10 protein-coding genes, 5 tRNA genes and 1 pseudogene are annotated in these 15,250 nt (G+C 75.3%); 10 read left to right on the top strand and 6 right to left on the bottom strand.

The window, feature by feature from the left end:
- The first annotated feature begins 148 nt into the window (after window positions 1-148).
- The 4 genes from cbiE (at window position 149) to ACH4C6_RS24110 (ending at window position 8,304) form a co-directional block, all read left to right on the top strand.
- Complete coding sequence (gene cbiE, locus ACH4C6_RS24095) at window positions 149-1,369, top strand: precorrin-6y C5,15-methyltransferase (decarboxylating) subunit CbiE (RefSeq protein WP_398110656.1); 1,221 nt, start codon at window positions 149-151, stop codon at window positions 1,367-1,369.
- A gap of 365 nt (window positions 1,370-1,734) precedes the next feature.
- A complete protein-coding gene (cobT, locus tag ACH4C6_RS24100) occupies window positions 1,735-6,033 on the top strand; it encodes a nicotinate-nucleotide--dimethylbenzimidazole phosphoribosyltransferase (RefSeq protein WP_398110657.1) in 4,299 nt (1,432 codons plus the stop codon).
- 141 nt (window positions 6,034-6,174) lie between these two features.
- Entirely contained in the window at window positions 6,175-7,422 is a 1,248-nt protein-coding gene (gene cobA / locus ACH4C6_RS24105; RefSeq protein ID WP_398110658.1) for a uroporphyrinogen-III C-methyltransferase, read from the top strand.
- 63 nt (window positions 7,423-7,485) lie between these two features.
- Window positions 7,486-8,304 (top strand): TrmH family RNA methyltransferase, encoded by an 819-nt coding sequence (locus ACH4C6_RS24110; protein ID WP_398110659.1) that lies wholly within the window; start codon window positions 7,486-7,488, stop codon window positions 8,302-8,304.
- Here the strand turns inward: ACH4C6_RS24110 and ACH4C6_RS24115 are convergent.
- Window positions 8,271-9,776: a protein kinase gene (locus ACH4C6_RS24115; RefSeq protein WP_398110660.1), complete on the bottom strand. Its 1,506-nt coding sequence runs from the start codon at window positions 9,774-9,776 to the stop codon at window positions 8,271-8,273. The two genes, ACH4C6_RS24110 and ACH4C6_RS24115, sit on opposite strands and share 34 nt — an antisense overlap.
- Before the next feature lie 195 nt (window positions 9,777-9,971).
- Here ACH4C6_RS24115 and ACH4C6_RS24120 point away from each other — a divergent pair.
- From ACH4C6_RS24120 to ACH4C6_RS24135, 4 genes and pseudogenes are all read left to right on the top strand, one after another.
- A pseudogene (locus ACH4C6_RS24120) lies at window positions 9,972-10,200 on the top strand (hypothetical protein).
- A 234-nt stretch (window positions 10,201-10,434) separates the two neighbouring features.
- Window positions 10,435-10,644 (top strand): hypothetical protein, encoded by a 210-nt coding sequence (locus tag ACH4C6_RS24125; protein WP_398110661.1) that lies wholly within the window; start codon window positions 10,435-10,437, stop codon window positions 10,642-10,644.
- A gap of 732 nt (window positions 10,645-11,376) precedes the next feature.
- Complete coding sequence (locus ACH4C6_RS24130; protein WP_398110662.1) at window positions 11,377-12,318, top strand: phosphotransferase family protein; 942 nt, start codon at window positions 11,377-11,379, stop codon at window positions 12,316-12,318.
- Between the two features lie 79 nt (window positions 12,319-12,397).
- Entirely contained in the window at window positions 12,398-12,679 is a 282-nt protein-coding gene (locus ACH4C6_RS24135) for a zf-TFIIB domain-containing protein (RefSeq protein ID WP_398110663.1), read from the top strand.
- Window positions 12,680-12,734: 55 nt separating this feature from the next.
- Here ACH4C6_RS24135 and ACH4C6_RS24140 read toward each other — a convergent pair.
- The 5 genes from ACH4C6_RS24140 to ACH4C6_RS24160 form a co-directional block, all read right to left on the bottom strand.
- Window positions 12,735-12,806, bottom strand: a tRNA-Val gene (locus ACH4C6_RS24140).
- 43 nt (window positions 12,807-12,849) lie between these two features.
- Window positions 12,850-12,921 (bottom strand) — tRNA-Val (locus ACH4C6_RS24145).
- 22 nt (window positions 12,922-12,943) lie between these two features.
- A tRNA-Val gene (locus ACH4C6_RS24150) sits at window positions 12,944-13,015 on the bottom strand.
- Window position 13,016: 1 nt separating this feature from the next.
- Window positions 13,017-13,090, bottom strand: a tRNA-Cys gene (locus ACH4C6_RS24155).
- Between the two features lie 37 nt (window positions 13,091-13,127).
- Window positions 13,128-13,200 (bottom strand) — tRNA-Gly (locus ACH4C6_RS24160).
- Between the two features lie 177 nt (window positions 13,201-13,377).
- On the opposite strand from ACH4C6_RS24160, the gene ACH4C6_RS24165 reads away from it, so the two are divergent.
- On the top strand, window positions 13,378-14,421 hold the full coding sequence (locus tag ACH4C6_RS24165; protein ID WP_398110664.1) for a chorismate-binding protein: 1,044 nt from the start codon (window positions 13,378-13,380) through the stop codon (window positions 14,419-14,421).
- A complete protein-coding gene (locus ACH4C6_RS24170; protein ID WP_398110665.1) occupies window positions 14,418-15,239 on the top strand; it encodes an aminotransferase class IV in 822 nt (273 codons plus the stop codon). The genes ACH4C6_RS24165 and ACH4C6_RS24170 overlap by 4 nt, the downstream gene beginning before the upstream one ends.
- The last annotated feature ends 11 nt before the right edge of the window (window positions 15,240-15,250 follow it).

The raw sequence follows: 15,250 nt of genomic DNA on the forward strand, positions 1-15,250 counted from the left end.
GCGCCCGCACCCGCGACCGGGCGGCCGCCGCGACACCGGCGCCCCCTCCCACATCCCCACCGGGTACCCTCACCAAGCCCGCCCCCGGGCGGCTTCCCCCGACGACGACACGCAGAAGACCTGCGCGACCCCCAGGAGACTGACGACGATGGCCGACCGGGTCACGGTGATCGGCTGGGACGGTTCGCCGCTGACCGCCGCGGCGAGCGCCGCCCTCGGCGCCGCCACGCTGGTGGCGGGCGCCGCCCACCATCTGGCGCTGCCCGAGGTGCCCGCCGGCGCCGAACGCATCCGCCTCGGCAGCGTGGCCCTCGCCGCCCGCCGCATCGCCGCCCACCGCGGCACGGCCGTCGTCCTCGCCGACGGCGACCCCGGCTTCTTCGGCGTCGTACGCACCCTGCGCGCACCGGAGTTCGGCCTCGAGGTCGAAGTCGTGCCCGCGGTCTCCTCGGTCGCCGCCGCCTTCGCCCGGGCCGGAATGCCCTGGGACGACGCCCAGGTGGTCGTCGCGCACCGGCGCACCCTGCGCCGCGCGGTCAACGTGTGCCGCGCCCACACCAAGGTGGCCGTCCTCACCTCGCCCGGCGCCGGCCCCGCCGAACTCGGCCTGCTCCTCGAAGGAGTCCACCGCTCCTTCGTCGTCTGCGAGGAACTCGGCACCGACCGCGAACGCGTCAGTGTCGTCACCTCCGACAAGGCCGCCGACCACACCTGGCGCGACCCCAACGTCGTCATCGTCCTGGGCGGCCCCGTCCGGCCCGAGACGGCCGGGGAGAACGGCGGCTGGATCTCCGGCCGCGACCCGTCCACCGGACCGCGCGGCTGGACCCTGCCCGCCGGCACCTACGACGGCGTCCCCGGCGAGGGCGAGACGCAACTGCTGCGCGCCTCCCAACTCGCCCGCCTCGGACCGCGCCTCGGCGACCTCGTCTGGGACATCGGCTGCGGCGGCGGCGCCTTCGCCGTCGAGGCCGCACGCGCCGGTGCCGGTGTCATCGCCGTCGACAGCGACCCGGACGCCTGCGCCCGCACCGACGCCGCCGCCCGCCGCCTCGGCGTCCCGCTCCAGGTCGTCCACGGCACCGCCCCGCACGTCCTGGAGAACCTGCCCGAGCCGGACGTCGTCCGCGTCGGGGGCGGGGGAGCGGCCGTGGTCTCGGCCGTCGCCGACCGGCGCCCCGAGCGCATCGTCACGCACGCCGCCACCCGCGACGCCGCCGAACTCGTCGGCCGCGATCTGACCGAACACGGCTACACCGTCGAGTGCGCCCTCCTCCAGTCCGTCGAACTCGACACGGGGGCCTGGACGGAGAAGGAGCGGAGCGTCGCGTTCCTGCTCAGCGGGGTCCTGCCGAAACGCGGCGTCTGACCCGGCGACCGTCCCCGTGATCGGTTTGTCGTACTGCGCGCGGTAGGCTGGCCGATCGCTGCACCGCACCCGGACGCCCGGCACTTCGTCGGCCAATGTCCAAAAAGCCCGCCCGTTTTGGGGTGGGTGTGGTACGGCAGAACCGAAGGACGCGCAACGTGGCGCAGTCCACAGCGGAACCGTCGCGGATCATGCTGCCGTGAGGGTGGTACGGCCGCAACAATGCCACTGAGTGGCTTTGTCGCCTTTTCCGGCGGGCCGTTCGTGCCGCTGGGGACGCACGCTCGTTCTTCACAGCGGGGCGGTCGGTGCGCCGTTCCGGCGAGCTGGTCGTAGGAGCACTAACCGATGGGCGAGGGGTACGCATGACCGACACCGGCCAGGTCCCGGGCGAGGGACTGCCGGAGAGCGCAGGCATGGTGGAGCAGCCGGGCGCCTCCGCGCACGGTTCGTACACCTACCTCTCCGACGACTCCACCGAGGACGAGGACCTGTTGCTGCCGGGCGCCCAGGGCGCGTGGGGCAACGAGGTCCCGCCGCCCGCGCCGGAGCCGGTCGTCGAGACCGTGCACCAGCCGGGCCCGCACGAACTCTCCGGCCGCGACAGCGGCTCGGTGGACCTCGGTGGCGTCCGACTGCCCGATCCGCCGCCCATCCCGCCCGTCTCCCCGCGCCGGCCGCTTCACCTCGGCCCGCCCCTGCCCGACAGCTCCGCCAGCCCGGTCCGCTCCCTCGCCGACCGCGGCCCCGCGGACGCTCCGGTGCGCCAGCCCGCCGTCGCGCAGGCGGTGGGCCCCGAGTACCTGGACGCACCCCGGGCCGCCGAGACGCCCGCGGGCGCGCCCTGGGGCGCGCAGGGCGCGGCCCAGGTCCCGATGGGCGCGGGGGCGCTCCCTGCGGAAACGGTTGTTCCGGAAGCGGGAGTTCCGGGAGTGGCCCCGGCGGGCACGGCCCAGGCGGTCGCCGCCCCGCAGGCCCCGTACCCGGCCGATGTTCCGCAGGCGGCACAGCCCGCGCAGGCGGAGCCGCAGGTGCCGGCGCAGGCCGGAGCGGTCGACCCCGCCGCGGGCGCCCCGCAGGACGCCGGGCACCTCCCGGCCGCCGAGGCCGCGGCGGGCGTGAGTGCCGTGCAAGCCCAGGCAACCGGTGCCGGGGCTCTCGGGGAGGCGGGACTGTTCGCCGAACCCGCGGGCCAGGCACCCGCCCAGGAGGATCGAGCAGGCGCCGTCGCCCCGGAACCGGACGCTGCCGTACAGGCTGCCGGACCGGGCCTCGCACCCTCCGGCCCCGAGGGGGCCGCCCCGACTGCCGCCGAAGCCGGGGCGGTTCAGGACGCTGTCGGGCCGCAGGCCGCGGTGGCCGAGCCCACCGGGCAGGCCGAAGCGGCGGTGTCGGGAGCCGCGGATGCCGTGCAGCCGGGGGCGGTTGACACCGAGCCGGGCGCCCAGGCCGCGGTTCCGGCCGAGCAGGGGCCGGTGCTCGCCGAGTCCGCTCCGGTGCAGGTGGAGCAGGTCCCGGCCGCTGCCGGACAGGGCCAGGCGCTTCCCGGCCAGAGCCCGACGCCCGCCGACCAGGACTCGGCTTCCGCCGACCAGGACTCGGCTTCCGCCGAGCAGGGCGCGGTTTCCGCTGTGCAGGGCACCGCTGTTGCCGAGCAGCCCCCGACCGTCGTCGAGCAGGGACCCGTCGCTGCCGAGCAGACCCCGGTGGCCGCCGAGCAGCCTGCCGGCGCCGTCGACCCGGCGTCGGCCGCGGCCCCCCAGGCGGCTGTCGCCGCCGAGGCGCCCGGCGCGGTGATCGCCGCCGCGGAGGCGGCCACCCAGGCCGCCGGGACGGTGGCCGCGGCCGCCACCCCGGTTCCCCAGGAGCCGGTTCCCTCCTCCCCGGCGACCCCGGCCCCCGCAGCCGTGACGACTGCCCAAGCCGCCCCGGCCCCCGAGGGCACGCCAGCCTCCGAGGGCACCCCAGCCCCTGAGGGCACTCCGGCCCCCGAGACGGCTCCGACTCCGACTGCCGTCCCTGCCCCGGAGACCGCCCCGGATCCCGGGACTGCCCCGGCGTCCGGAACCGCTTCGGTCCCCGGGACCGCCCCGGCGCCCGAAGTCGTACAGACTCCCGAGGCCGCCCACGCGCCCGAGGCCGCCCCGGCCCCCGCGGCCGCGGCGGCTCCCGAACCCGTCCCCTTCCCGGAAGCCCCCGCTGCCTTGGCCCCCGAACCTGCCGTCGTGACCCCGCCCCAGGCGCCCGCCGAAGTCCCGGCCGGTGGTGTCCAGGCCGTTCCGGGGCCCGAGGTCCCGGCGGTCGGCGACGCGGCCCTGCCGGCGCCGGCCGCGCACGCCCCCTCCGCCCCCGAGGCACAGGCCGCCCAGGCAACGACGCCCACACCGCAGGCGACGGTCCCCCAGCCGGCCGCCGCCGAGGAACCCGCCCCCGCAGCGGCCGACCCGGAAGCACCGGCCCAGCCGACCGTCACCCCCGAGGACACGGCCGCGCCTCAGGCGCCCGAGGCCGAGCAGGCCCAGCCCGAAGTCCTCGCCCAGAGCGAAGCCCTCGCCCCGGCCGGGCCCGCCACGGCCCCGGCAGCCGAGCCCGCGCCCGCTTCCGCGGACGCGGAAGGCACCGCCGAACCGGTCGGCCCGACGGCGTCGGCCACCGCCCACGTCACCGTCGTCCTCCCCGCCCCCGCGCCGGAGGCGGGCGGCACGCAGCCCGTGCAGGGCCCGCAGCAGTCGCAGTCCCCGCAGCCCGGAGCCCCCGGAGCCGTCGTCCCCGTGCCCGCGCCCCGCGACGGGGACGGCGACGGCGACGCAGGGATCGCCCAGAGCGCCGACGACCTGGACACCCGGGCCGCCGATCAGGAAGACCTGGAGGGCCAGGAGAACCAGAGAGAAGAGAGCGCGGCAGCCGTGGCAGAAGCACGCCCCTCCACCGGCCCCGCCGCCCCCGGATACGGCCCCGCCGAGCGCGAGGCCGTCCTGAAGGTCATGCGCGAACGCCGGGACATCCGCAACGGCTTCCGCAGCGACCCCATCCCGCACGAGGTGCTGCTCCGCGTCCTGGAGGCCGCCCACCACGCGCCCTCCGTGGGCCACTCGCAGCCCTGGGACTTCGTCGTGATCCGCTCCGCCGACACCCGGCGGGCCATGCACGAGCTGGCCATGCGCCAGCGCGACGCGTACGCGAAGTCCCTCCCCAAGGGCCGGGCCAAGCAGTTCAAGGAACTGAAGATCGAGGCCATCCTCGACACGCCGGTGAACATCGTCGTCACCGCCGACCCGACCCGCGGCGGCCGCCACACCCTCGGCCGCCACACCCAGCCCCAGATGGCCCCGTACTCCGCCGCCCTGGCCGTGGAGAACCTCTGGCTCGCCGCCCGCGCCGAAGGACTCGGCGTCGGCTGGGTCAGCTTCTTCGACGAGCGTGAGATGGTGCGCGCGCTCGGACTGCCCGAGCACCTCGAGGTCATCGCCTATCTGTGCGTCGGTTACGTCGACGAGTTCCCGGACGAGCCCGAGCTGTTGCAGGCGGGCTGGTCCAAGCGCCGCCCGCTGTCGTGGGTCGTGCACGAGGAGACGTACGGCCGACGCGCACTGCCCGGAGAGGAACCGCACGACCTGCTTGCCGAGACCGTGGCGCAGATCCGCCCGCTGGACGCCAAGGCGCTCGGCGAGGCGTGGGAGCGCCAGAAGCGCATGACCAAGCCGGCCGGAGCGCTCGGCATGCTGGAGATCATCTCCGCCCAGCTGTCGGGTCTGTCCCGCCAGTGCCCGCCGCCCATCCCGGAGCCCGCCGCCGTGGCGATCTTCGCGGGCGACCACGGCGTCCACGCCCAGGGGGTCACCCCCTGGCCGCAGGAGGTCACCGCCCAGATGGTGGCCAACTTCCTCGGTGGGGGCGCCGTCTGCAACGCCTTCGCGACCCAGGTGGGCGCCGAGGTGTGCATCGTGGACGTGGGCGTCGCCGCCGACCTCCCGGCCACTCCGGGGCTGCTGCCCCGCAAGATCCGGGGCGGCACGTCCGACATGACGACCGGCCCCGCGATGACCCGCGAGGAGGCCCGGCAGGCCATCGAGGTCGGCATCGAGACCGCCCGCGACCTCGTCGCCGCCGGGAACAAGGCCCTGCTCACCGGTGAGATGGGCATCGGCAACACGACCGCGTCGGCCGCCCTGATCTCCGTCTTCACGGGCGCCGACCCGGCCGAGGTCACGGGCCGGGGGACCGGCATCAACGACGAGACCCTCGCCCGCAAGACCGAGGTCGTCCGCCGCGCGCTGGAACTGCACCAGCCGGACCAGGCCGACCCGATCGGGGTGCTCGCCGCGATCGGCGGTTTCGAGCACGCCGCCCTCGTGGGTCTCCTCCTCGGCGGCGCCTCGCTGCGCACCCCGGTGATCCTGGACGGGGTCAGCGCCGGTGCCGCCGCCCTGGTCGCCCGGGCGATCGCCCCGGAGGTCCTGGCCGCGTGCATCGCGGGCCACCGCAGCGCCGAGCCGGGCCACGTGGCGGCCCTCAACAAGTTGGGCCTGCGCCCCCTGGTCGACCTGGACCTGCGCCTCGGCGAGGGCACGGGCGCCTTGCTGGCCCTGCCCCTGGTGCAGAGCACAGCCCGGGCGATGCACGAGGTGGCCACGTTCGACTCCGCGGGAGTGACCGAGAAGTAGGGTCGAACCGTTTCCGGTGGCTTTGCGCCCGGCCGGGGTGCTCAGCCACCGGACACCTGTGCCGCGCGGAGGCCCGTGCGGCTTAAAATCCGCACGTCAGGGCCGCTGCCGAACCCGCCCCCCTTCAGGAGCCCCACCACCATGGCCGAACACCCCGCCTACCCCGTAGGCCTCCGCCTCGCCGGCCGCCGCGTGGTCGTCCTGGGCGGCGGCCAGGTCGCCCAGCGCCGCCTGCCCGCCCTCATCGCGGCGGGCGCGGACATCGTCCTGGTGTCCCCGGAGGTCACCCCCTCGGTGCAGGCCATGGCCGACGCCGGGGAGCTCACCTGGCACCGGCGCCGCTACGAGGACGGCGACCTGGACGGCGCCTGGTACGCCCTCGTCGCCACCAGCGACGCGGAGGCGAACACGCTGGCCTCGGCCGAGGCGGAGCGCCGGCGGATCTGGTGCGTCCGCGCCGACGACGCCGACGCGGCCACGGCCTGGACCCCGGCCAGCGGCCACAGCGAGAGCGAGGGCGTCACGGTCGCCGTCCTCACCACCGACGCGCGCGAGCGCGACCCGCGCCACATCGCCGCCATCCGCGACGCCGTCGTGGAGGGCCTGCGCGACGGCACCCTCGTCGCCCCGCACCAGCGCACCCGCACGCCCGGGGTCGCCCTGGTCGGGGGCGGTCCCGGCGACCCGGACCTGATCACCGTGCGCGGCCGCCGCCTGCTCGCCGCGGCCGACGTCGTCATCACCGACCACCTCGGCCCCCGCGACCTGCTCGCCGAGCTGCCCCCGAACGTCGAGGTGATCGACGCGGCCAAGCTGCCGTACGGCCGGTTCATGGCACAGGAGGCCATCAACAACGCCCTGATCGAGTACGCCCGGCAGGGCAAGGCCGTCGTGCGGCTCAAGGGCGGCGACCCGTTCGTCTACGGGCGGGGCATGGAGGAGGTCCAGGCGCTCGCCGAGGCTGGCATAGCCTGCACGGTCGTACCCGGCATCTCCAGCTCGATCTCGGTCCCGGGCGCCGCCGGCATCCCGGTCACCCACCGCGGGGTCGCCCACGAGTTCACGGTCGTCAGCGGCCATGTCGCCCCCGACGACGAGCGGTCCCTGGTCGACTGGCCGTCCCTCGCGAAGCTCACCGGCACGCTCGTGATCCTCATGGGCGTGGGCACGATCGGGAAGGTCGCCGAGACGCTCGTCGCCCACGGCCGGTCCCCCGACACGCCCGTCGCCCTGATCCAGGAGGGCACGACGGCCGCCCAGCGCCGGGTGGACGCCACCCTCGCCACCGTCGGGGAGACCGTACGGACGGAGAACGTGAAGCCCCCGGCCGTCATCGTCGTCGGACCGGTCGTCACGGTCGGCCCCAAGACCGTCGAACCCCTCCCGTAGGACGGCGGGGCGTCACCCGCCCCGAGCCGTCGCACCACTTCCATGACAAGGCAGTACAACGCTGTGGCCGATCTCATCACCGTCGAGGACCCGGACGACCCGCGCCTGCGCGACTACACCGGCCTGACCGACGTGGAACTGCGCCGCAGGCGTGAACCCGCCGAGGGCCTGTTCATCGCAGAAGGCGAGAAGGTCATCCGCCGGGCCGGGGACGCCGGCTACGCGATGCGGTCGATGCTGTTGTCGGCCAAGTGGGTCGACGCCATGCGCGACGTGATCGACGAGGCGCCCGCGCCCGTCTACGTCGTCGCTCCCGAGCTCGCCGAGCGGGTCACCGGCTACCACGTGCACCGGGGCGCCCTCGCCTCCATGCAGCGCAAACCCCTGCCCACGCCGGACGGCCTCCTGCGCACCGCCCGCAGCGTGGTCGTCATGGAGTCGGTCAACGACCACACCAACATCGGCGCGATCTTCCGCTCGGCCGCCGCCCTCGGCATGGACGCGGTCCTGCTCTCCCCGGACTGCGCGGACCCCCTGTACCGCCGCAGCGTCAAGGTCTCCATGGGCGCGGTCTTCGCCGTCCCGTACGCCCGCCTGGACACCTGGCCCCAGGACCTGCGGCAGGTCCGCGAAGCGGGCTTCACCCTGCTGGCCCTCACCCCCGACGAGCGGGCCCGGTCCCTGGACGAGGTCGCCCCGCACACCCTGGACCGGGTGGCGCTCATGCTCGGCGCCGAGGGTGACGGGCTGTCCACCCGGGCCCTGGACGCCGCCGACGCGTGGGTGCGCATCCCCATGTCCCACGGCGTCGACTCCCTCAACGTGGGCGCGGCGGCGGCCGTGGCCTTCTACGCCGTGGCCACCGGTCGGCCCACGGCCTGAGGGACCGCTCCGCCCAACGGCCGGTGGCCGGAGGGCGCCGGGTCCTGCTGCACCCGGTCCTGCCGTACGCCGGGTCCGTCGCCGCCGAGTCCCCGCGCCGGGCCCTGGCAGCCCTGGACCAGGGCGATGCCGACCGCGACCAGCAGGGTCACCACCACGAACACGAACAGCCGCTGGCGCAGCAGCCGCGGGTTGGCGGGCCGCAGGCCGGTTCCGGTGTTGCGCTGTGCGGGCCGCCCCGTGCCGCTGTGCGGGCCGGGCCGGCTGCCGGTGCCGGAGCGGGTCCCGTTGCGTCCGGTCGGCGTCGGCCGCGTCCCGGGCCGCGACGGTGTGGCGCCGCGGGCGGCGCCGGTACCGCGCCCCGCGGTCCGGCCGCGGGTGCCCGCCCCCGCCGGACGCTTCGCACCGCCCTGCCCCCGGGTCCCGCCGCGCACGGCGGATCCGCTCTGGGAGCCCGGGCCGTCCTGTGCGGCAAGGCCCTCGCCGGGCCCGGACACACGGCGCGGCGGGGGAGTGCCCCGGCCCCGCTGCGGCCCGGACGGCGCCGGCGGGCCCTGCCTGCCCCGGCCGCGGTCCGGGTAGGTGTCGACGGGCCGCTCGCCGTCGCCGCCGCGCGGCGCCGGCGGCCGCACACCGGCGAGGTCCTGGGACTCGCGGGCCGCGATCTCCTTGAGCCGCAGCGACAGTTGGAGCGTGCTGGGCCGCTCCTCGGGGGTCTTCGCCAGACACGCCCGCACCAGCGGGGCCAGGGCGTCGGGCACGCCGTGCAGCTGCGGCTCCTCGTGCACGACGCGGTACAGCATCACCTCGGAACTCCCGTGCCCGAAGGGCGAGTCGCCCATCGAGGCGTAGGCGAGCGTGGCACCGAGGGAGAACACGTCGGTGGCCGGCGTGACGGCGGCACCGCGCACCTGCTCCGGTGCGAGGAAGCCCGGCGAGCCGACGGCCGTACCCACATGGGTCAGCGTCGAGGCCCCGGTCGCCCAGGCGATGCCGAAGTCGATGATCCGCGGGCCCTTCGGGGACAGCAGGATGTTGGACGGCTTCAGGTCCCGGTGCACCACCCCGGCCTCGTGCACCGCGACCAGGCCCTCCGACAGGGCCGCTCCCACGGCGGCGACGTCGGCGGCGCCGAGCGGCCCCTCCGCGGCGACCTTGTCGTGCAGGGAGGGGCCGGGTACGTACTGGGTGGCGAACCAGGGGCGGTCCGCGTCGAGGTCGGCCGCCACGAGCCGGGCCGTGCAGCCGCCGCGGATCCGGCGGGCGGCGGAGACCTCACGGGCGAACCGCGAACGGAACTCCTGGTCCTCCGCCAGATCCGGCCGGATGACCTTCAGCGCGACCCGCTGCCCCTTCTTGTCGGAGCCCAGGTAGACCACGCCCATCCCACCCGCGCCGAGCCGTCTGTGAAGCCTGAACGAGCCGACGACGCGCGGGTCCTCGCGCCTCAGGCGCATCATCGCCATGTTCATCCCCGCTGCCCGGTCCTGTGACGAGCCACAGCTTACGTTTCCACGGCCGCCCGCGCGCAGAGGCCGCGCCCTCTCGGAGTGATGGATTGTCAGTGCGGGGCGGACGACGTGAAAGGTGGTCAGGGAGGGCGTGGGAAGGCGGACTTAAGGTCTCCGATGATCTCAACCACCCGTCGCGGAGGGGTGATTGGTCCTGTGCGGGGTGACCGGACGGAGACGGCCGTGGACGCGGGGGACGCACCCCGTACCCGCGACCCGGCCGCCGGTGGGACGTGCCGCCGGGCGGACACGGCGGTGCGCCGGGGTGCCGTGGAAGTGAGCGAAGTCACGCGCCGGTCGGGCCGGTGCGCCGCGCGGGCGGCGGGGGGAGGCCCTGGTGGAACAGCCGGTTCCGCGGGAGGCGGGCCGGGGCAAAGCTGGATGACTCGGGCTACCTGTCGGGGAAGACCCTGAGAGCCGTGCCCGCGTCTCCACCCAGGGGAGTACGCCGCAGGTGGCGGCTCATCCTCCGGGAGGCCCGGCAATCGGTACGAGGGCATGACGCCCGCGCGTCGCGCAGAACCTAGATTTGAGGTCAAGCGGCGGGTGGCAGCACTCGTCCCCCGAGGTCAGACGCCCGCCGCTGCCGACGACAACGGAACACGGTCAGGAGAGGACCATGGCCCACACGGCAGCGCGGACGCTGATCCGCGAGGAGGGACGCAGGGCGTACGCCGCCGCGTTCCGTCCGCGCCGCCAGGGCCGTCGCCACCCGGTGGTGGCGACGTTGATGGCCCTTCCCCTGGCGGTCCTGCTCCTCCTCGTCTTCGACGGGTGGGAGACAGTGGCCACACAGGCGTCGTCCGTGGGCGAGATGCTGGGGCGCTGAGCGGCGACCCCAGGCCCGGAAGAGCGGTCCGGGCGGGGACATCCACCCATGAAACCCCGTGGGGACGGGGGTGCGGCGGACGGCACAAATGCCGGCGCAGCTGGGGAGCTGCGCCGGCATTGCTGTCCCCGGGAGGCGGGAAGCCCCCAGACACCCACGACGGCCCGCGCACCCGCGCCCCTCCCGGCCCGCGGCGCACAGCACCCGCCACCGCCCTGCACGGCGCCCGCCGACCCGGCGATCTCACCCGGTCCCGGGAGGCGAAGGGACCCGCAAGCACTCACGGCGGCCCGCGCACGCGCCCTCCTCCCGGGCGGCGGCGCACAGCATCCGCCACCGCCCTGCCCCGCGCTTGCCGACTCGGCGATCGACCCGGTCCGGGGAGGCGGAAAGGCCCGTAAGCGCCCACGGCGGCCCGCGCACTCGCCCTCCTCCCGGGCCGCGGCGCACGAAACCCGCCGCCGCCCTGCACGTGCCCGCCGACCCGGCGATCTCACCCGGTCCCGGGAGGCGAAGAAGCCCGCAAGCACCCGCGACGGCCCGCGCACTCGCCCCCCTGAGGCCGCAGCGCACGCAACCCGCCACCGCCCCCTCCCAGGCCGCGGCGCACAGCCCCCCACCGCCCCCCTCCCAGACCACGGCACACAGCACCCGCCACCGCCCTGCACCACGCCCGCCCCACCCGGCGTAATCTCACCCGGGACCGCCACCGCCCGGCAGCAGGGGAGCCCCGTGACGTCCGACTCCGGTCCGCTCGCGGCCGCGCTTCTCGCCGAGGCGCGGGCCGCCGCGCACGCGCGTTCCCGCGCGTGTCCCTGCGCCGCGGTCACCCTGGCCGACCGGCCCGACGGTCTCGTCGTCCGGCACGCGGACACCGTCGCCAAGGCCCACGCCCCGGACACCCACCCGGCCGGGCTGGCCGGTCGTCTGGCCCTCGCCCAGCGCCTCCCGGGAGTCTTCCTGCCCCCGCTCACCCCGGCACCCCTGGACCTGCACGACCGCCTCGTGACGCTCTGGCCGTACGGCGTGCCGGTGGACCCGGCGGATCCCGACGCCGCGCCCTGGGAGGAGGCCGGCGCGCTGCTCGCCCGCCTCCACCGGGCCCCGGTCCCCGACGGGCTGCCGCCCATGCGCGGACCCGCCAAGGCCGCCCTGGCCGTCACCCGCCTCCGCCGGGCGGTGCCGGGCCCCGCGACCGCCGCCGTCCTGCGCGCCTGGGACACCCTCCCGCCCTGGGCCCGGGACGAGGCGCCGACGCCCGGCACCGGCACCCTCTGCCACGGCGATCTCCACCTCGGCCAGCTCGTACGCCACCCCGCCCCCGGCGGCCCCTGGCTGCTGATCGACGTGGACGACGCCGGCGTGGGCGTCCCGGCCTGGGACCTGGCCCGTCCGGCCGCCTGGTACGCCTGCGGCCTGCTGCCGCCCGGCGAGTGGACCCGCTTCCTCGACGCCTACCGGCGGGCCGGGGGACCGGCCGTACCCGCCGAGGGCGACCCCTGGCCCGCGCTGGACGTCTGCGCCCGAGCCCTGACCGTGCAGACCGCGGCCCGGGCCGTGGTGAAGGCGGCCGCCGCGGGCCGCGACCTGGACGGGGTGGAGCGGGCGGTCGTGGACGCCTGTGACCGAATGGCGATCTCCCCACCGCAGTTGACGCAGGTGAACCGGGCGTAGGGTGCAACCGACCAGCGCGGGACGGAGTCTGTCCTGGCGAGACGTGAAGCAGGACCGACCGGCTAGGAGTTGACCGACCATGCAGTGTCCGAAGTGCCACGCACCGATGCACACGTACAACCGCAACGGTGTCCAGATCGAGCAGTGCAGCGGCTGCCGCGGGATCTTCCTGGACTACGGCGAGCTGGAGTCACTGACCCGTCTGGAGTCCCAGTGGTCCCAGCCGGCGCCGCCGCCCCCGCCCGCCCCGCAGGCCTACCCGGCCCCTCCGGCGCCCGCCTGGGGCGCCCCGCACGGCGGCCACGGCCACCACGGTCACCACCGCCACAAGAGCTTCGGGCACATGCTGTTCTCGTCCTGAGTCACGCGACGACAGGAGCCCCCGGCCGCGAACGGCCGGGGGCTCCTGGGTGGTGTGGACGATACTGGGATTGAACCAGTGACCTCTTCCGTGTCAGGGAAGCGCTCTCCCGCTGAGCTAATCGTCCTCGGGACCATGACCACTGCGAGCAGCGGACCATGGGCACTGCGTGCGCGATACTGGGATTGAACCAGTGACCTCTTCCGTGTCAGGGAAGCGCTCTCCCGCTGAGCTAATCGCGCGGGACGGATCTTCACGATCCAGTGGACGATACTGGGATTGAACCAGTGACCTCTTCCGTGTCAGGGAAGCGCTCTCCCGCTGAGCTAATCGTCCTTGGAGGTGGAGACGGGATTTGAACCCGTGTAGACGGCTTTGCAGGCCGTTGCCTCGCCTCTCGGCCACTCCACCAGGAGTGTAGGGGGCCGGGAAGCCCCCTCTTCCTTCGAGCGGACGACGAGGTTCGAACTCGCGACCTCAACCTTGGCAAGGTTGCGCTCTACCAACTGAGCTACGTCCGCCTGTCGTTTTGGACCGCTCCCGCGGCCCGGCGACGTGTTGAACTCTAGCGGATTCCGGTGCCAGTACAAAAACGCGTTTGCGCAGCGTGCTGCACCTGCCCTGCTCAGGGACCTCGCGAGGACCCCGTGGGGGACATCCCCCGGTCACCCGCCGGACACCCGCCATAGACTCGACGCGTGCTCGACCTCCCTCCCCTCGCCCGCTTCGGTGACCGCGTCGCCACCGGGCTCCTCGACGTCACCGACGACCCGCAAGCGCTGGAGTCCAGCGGCTTCTGGGCGGTCTGCGCCGACTTCGAGGGCCGTCTGACCTGCGCCCGCTTCCGCGACGTACGGACGGCGGAGGTGCCGCTGCCGGTGCCCGGCGCGTGGCGGGGCCCGGGGGCCGGTGACTGGACGTCCTCGCTGGACCGCGCCGCGTACACCGCGGCCGTCCGGCGCATCCGCGAGCACATCGCGGCCGGCGACGTCTACCAGGCGAACCTGTGCCGAGTACTGTCCGCGCCCGTCGCCCCCGGCGCCGACGTCGACGCCCTCACCGCCCTGCTGGCCCGGGGCAACCCGGCGCCCTACGCAGGAACGATCCGCCTGCCCGGGCACGGGGTGGAGATCGCCACCGCGTCCCCCGAGCTGTTCCTGCGGCGCGACGGGCGGACCGTCGAGTCCGGGCCGATCAAGGGCACCGGCCGCACCGAGGCGGACCTCCTGGAGAAGGATCACGCCGAGAACGTGATGATCGTGGACCTCGTCCGCAACGACATCGGGCGGGTCTGCGCCACCGGCACGGTCACCGTGCCCGACCTGTGCGCCGTCGAGAAGCACCCCGGACTGGTCCACCTGGTGTCCACCGTCCGGGGCGAGCTGCGGGACGGCTCCGGCTGGCCCGAGCTCCTCGGCGCCGCCTTCCCGCCCGGCTCGGTCACCGGCGCCCCCAAGTCCAGCGCACTGCGGATCATCGACGCCCTGGAGACGGCGCCGCGTGGGCCGTACTGCGGCGGCATCGGCTGGGTCGACGCCGACCGGGGCACCGGTGAGCTGGCCGTCGGCATCCGCACCTTCTGGATCGACCGGGCCGAGGGCATGCTGCGCTTCGGCACCGGCGCGGGCATCACGTGGGGCTCCGACCCCGAGGGGGAGTGGCGCGAGACCGAGCTGAAGGCCTCCCGGCTGCTCGCGATAGCGTCGGGAACGTACGAGGTGAGTGGAGAGGACCTGACGTGAAGATCTGGCTCGACGGCGGGCTGCAGGACATCGAGTCCGCCCGCGTCTCCGTCTTCGACCACGGACTGACCGTGGGCGACGGCATCTTCGAGACCGTGAAAGCCGTGGACGGCCGGCCGTTCGCCCTCACCCGGCACCTGGACCGGCTCACCCGCTCCGCGCGCGGCCTCGGCCTGCCCGACCCGGACCTGGACGAGGTCCGCCGCGCCTGCGCCGCCGTCCTGGAGGCCGTCCCGGTCCCCCTCGGCCGCCTGCGCATCACCTACACCGGCGGCCACGGACCGCTCGGCTCGGACCGCGGCGACCACGGCCCCACCCTCGTCGTCGCCCTCGGCGAGACCAAGCGCCGGCCCGACGCGACCGCCGCGATCACCGTCCCCTGGACCCGCAACGAACGCGGCGCCCTGACCGGCCTGAAGACCACCTCGTACGCCGAGAACGTCGTCGCTCTGGCCCGCGCCCGCGAACAGGGCGCCTCCGAGGCGCTGTTCGCCAACACGGTGGGGCAGCTGTGCGAGGGCACCGGGTCGAACGTCTTCGTCGTCCTCGACGGCGAGATCCACACGCCGCCGCTCGCCTCCGGCTGCCTCGCCGGCATCACGCGCGCCCTGGCGATCGAGTGGACCGGCGCGAGGGAGACCGACCTGCCGCTGGACGTCGTGGAGCGGGTCGACGAGGTCTTCCTCACCTCCACCCTGCGCGACGTGCAGGCCGTGCACCGCGTCGACGGCCGTGAGCTGCCCGGCGCGCCGGGCCCGGTGACCGCCAAGGCCATGCGGATCTTCGAGGAGCGCTCCGCGGACGACCTCGATCCCTGACGGGCCCGCGA

This window comes from Streptomyces sp. NPDC017943 (assembly GCF_044328425.1).
Taxonomy (GTDB): Bacteria; Actinomycetota; Actinomycetes; order Streptomycetales; family Streptomycetaceae; genus Streptomyces; species Streptomyces djakartensis_A.

Excerpts from the sequence above, each read along its gene's own strand:
- cobT (WP_398110657.1), top strand. The coding sequence starts at position 1,735 with ATGACCGACACCGGCCAGGTCCCGGGCGAGGGACTGCCGGAGAGCGCA.
- ACH4C6_RS24125 (WP_398110661.1), top strand. The coding sequence starts at position 10,435 with ATGGCCCACACGGCAGCGCGGACGCTGATCCGCGAGGAGGGACGCAGG.
- cobA (WP_398110658.1), top strand. The coding sequence starts at position 6,175 with ATGGCCGAACACCCCGCCTACCCCGTAGGCCTCCGCCTCGCCGGCCGC.
- ACH4C6_RS24135 (WP_398110663.1), top strand. The coding sequence starts at position 12,398 with ATGCAGTGTCCGAAGTGCCACGCACCGATGCACACGTACAACCGCAAC.
- ACH4C6_RS24115 (WP_398110660.1), bottom strand. The coding sequence starts at position 9,776 with ATGAACATGGCGATGATGCGCCTGAGGCGCGAGGACCCGCGCGTCGTC.
- cbiE (WP_398110656.1), top strand. The coding sequence starts at position 149 with ATGGCCGACCGGGTCACGGTGATCGGCTGGGACGGTTCGCCGCTGACC.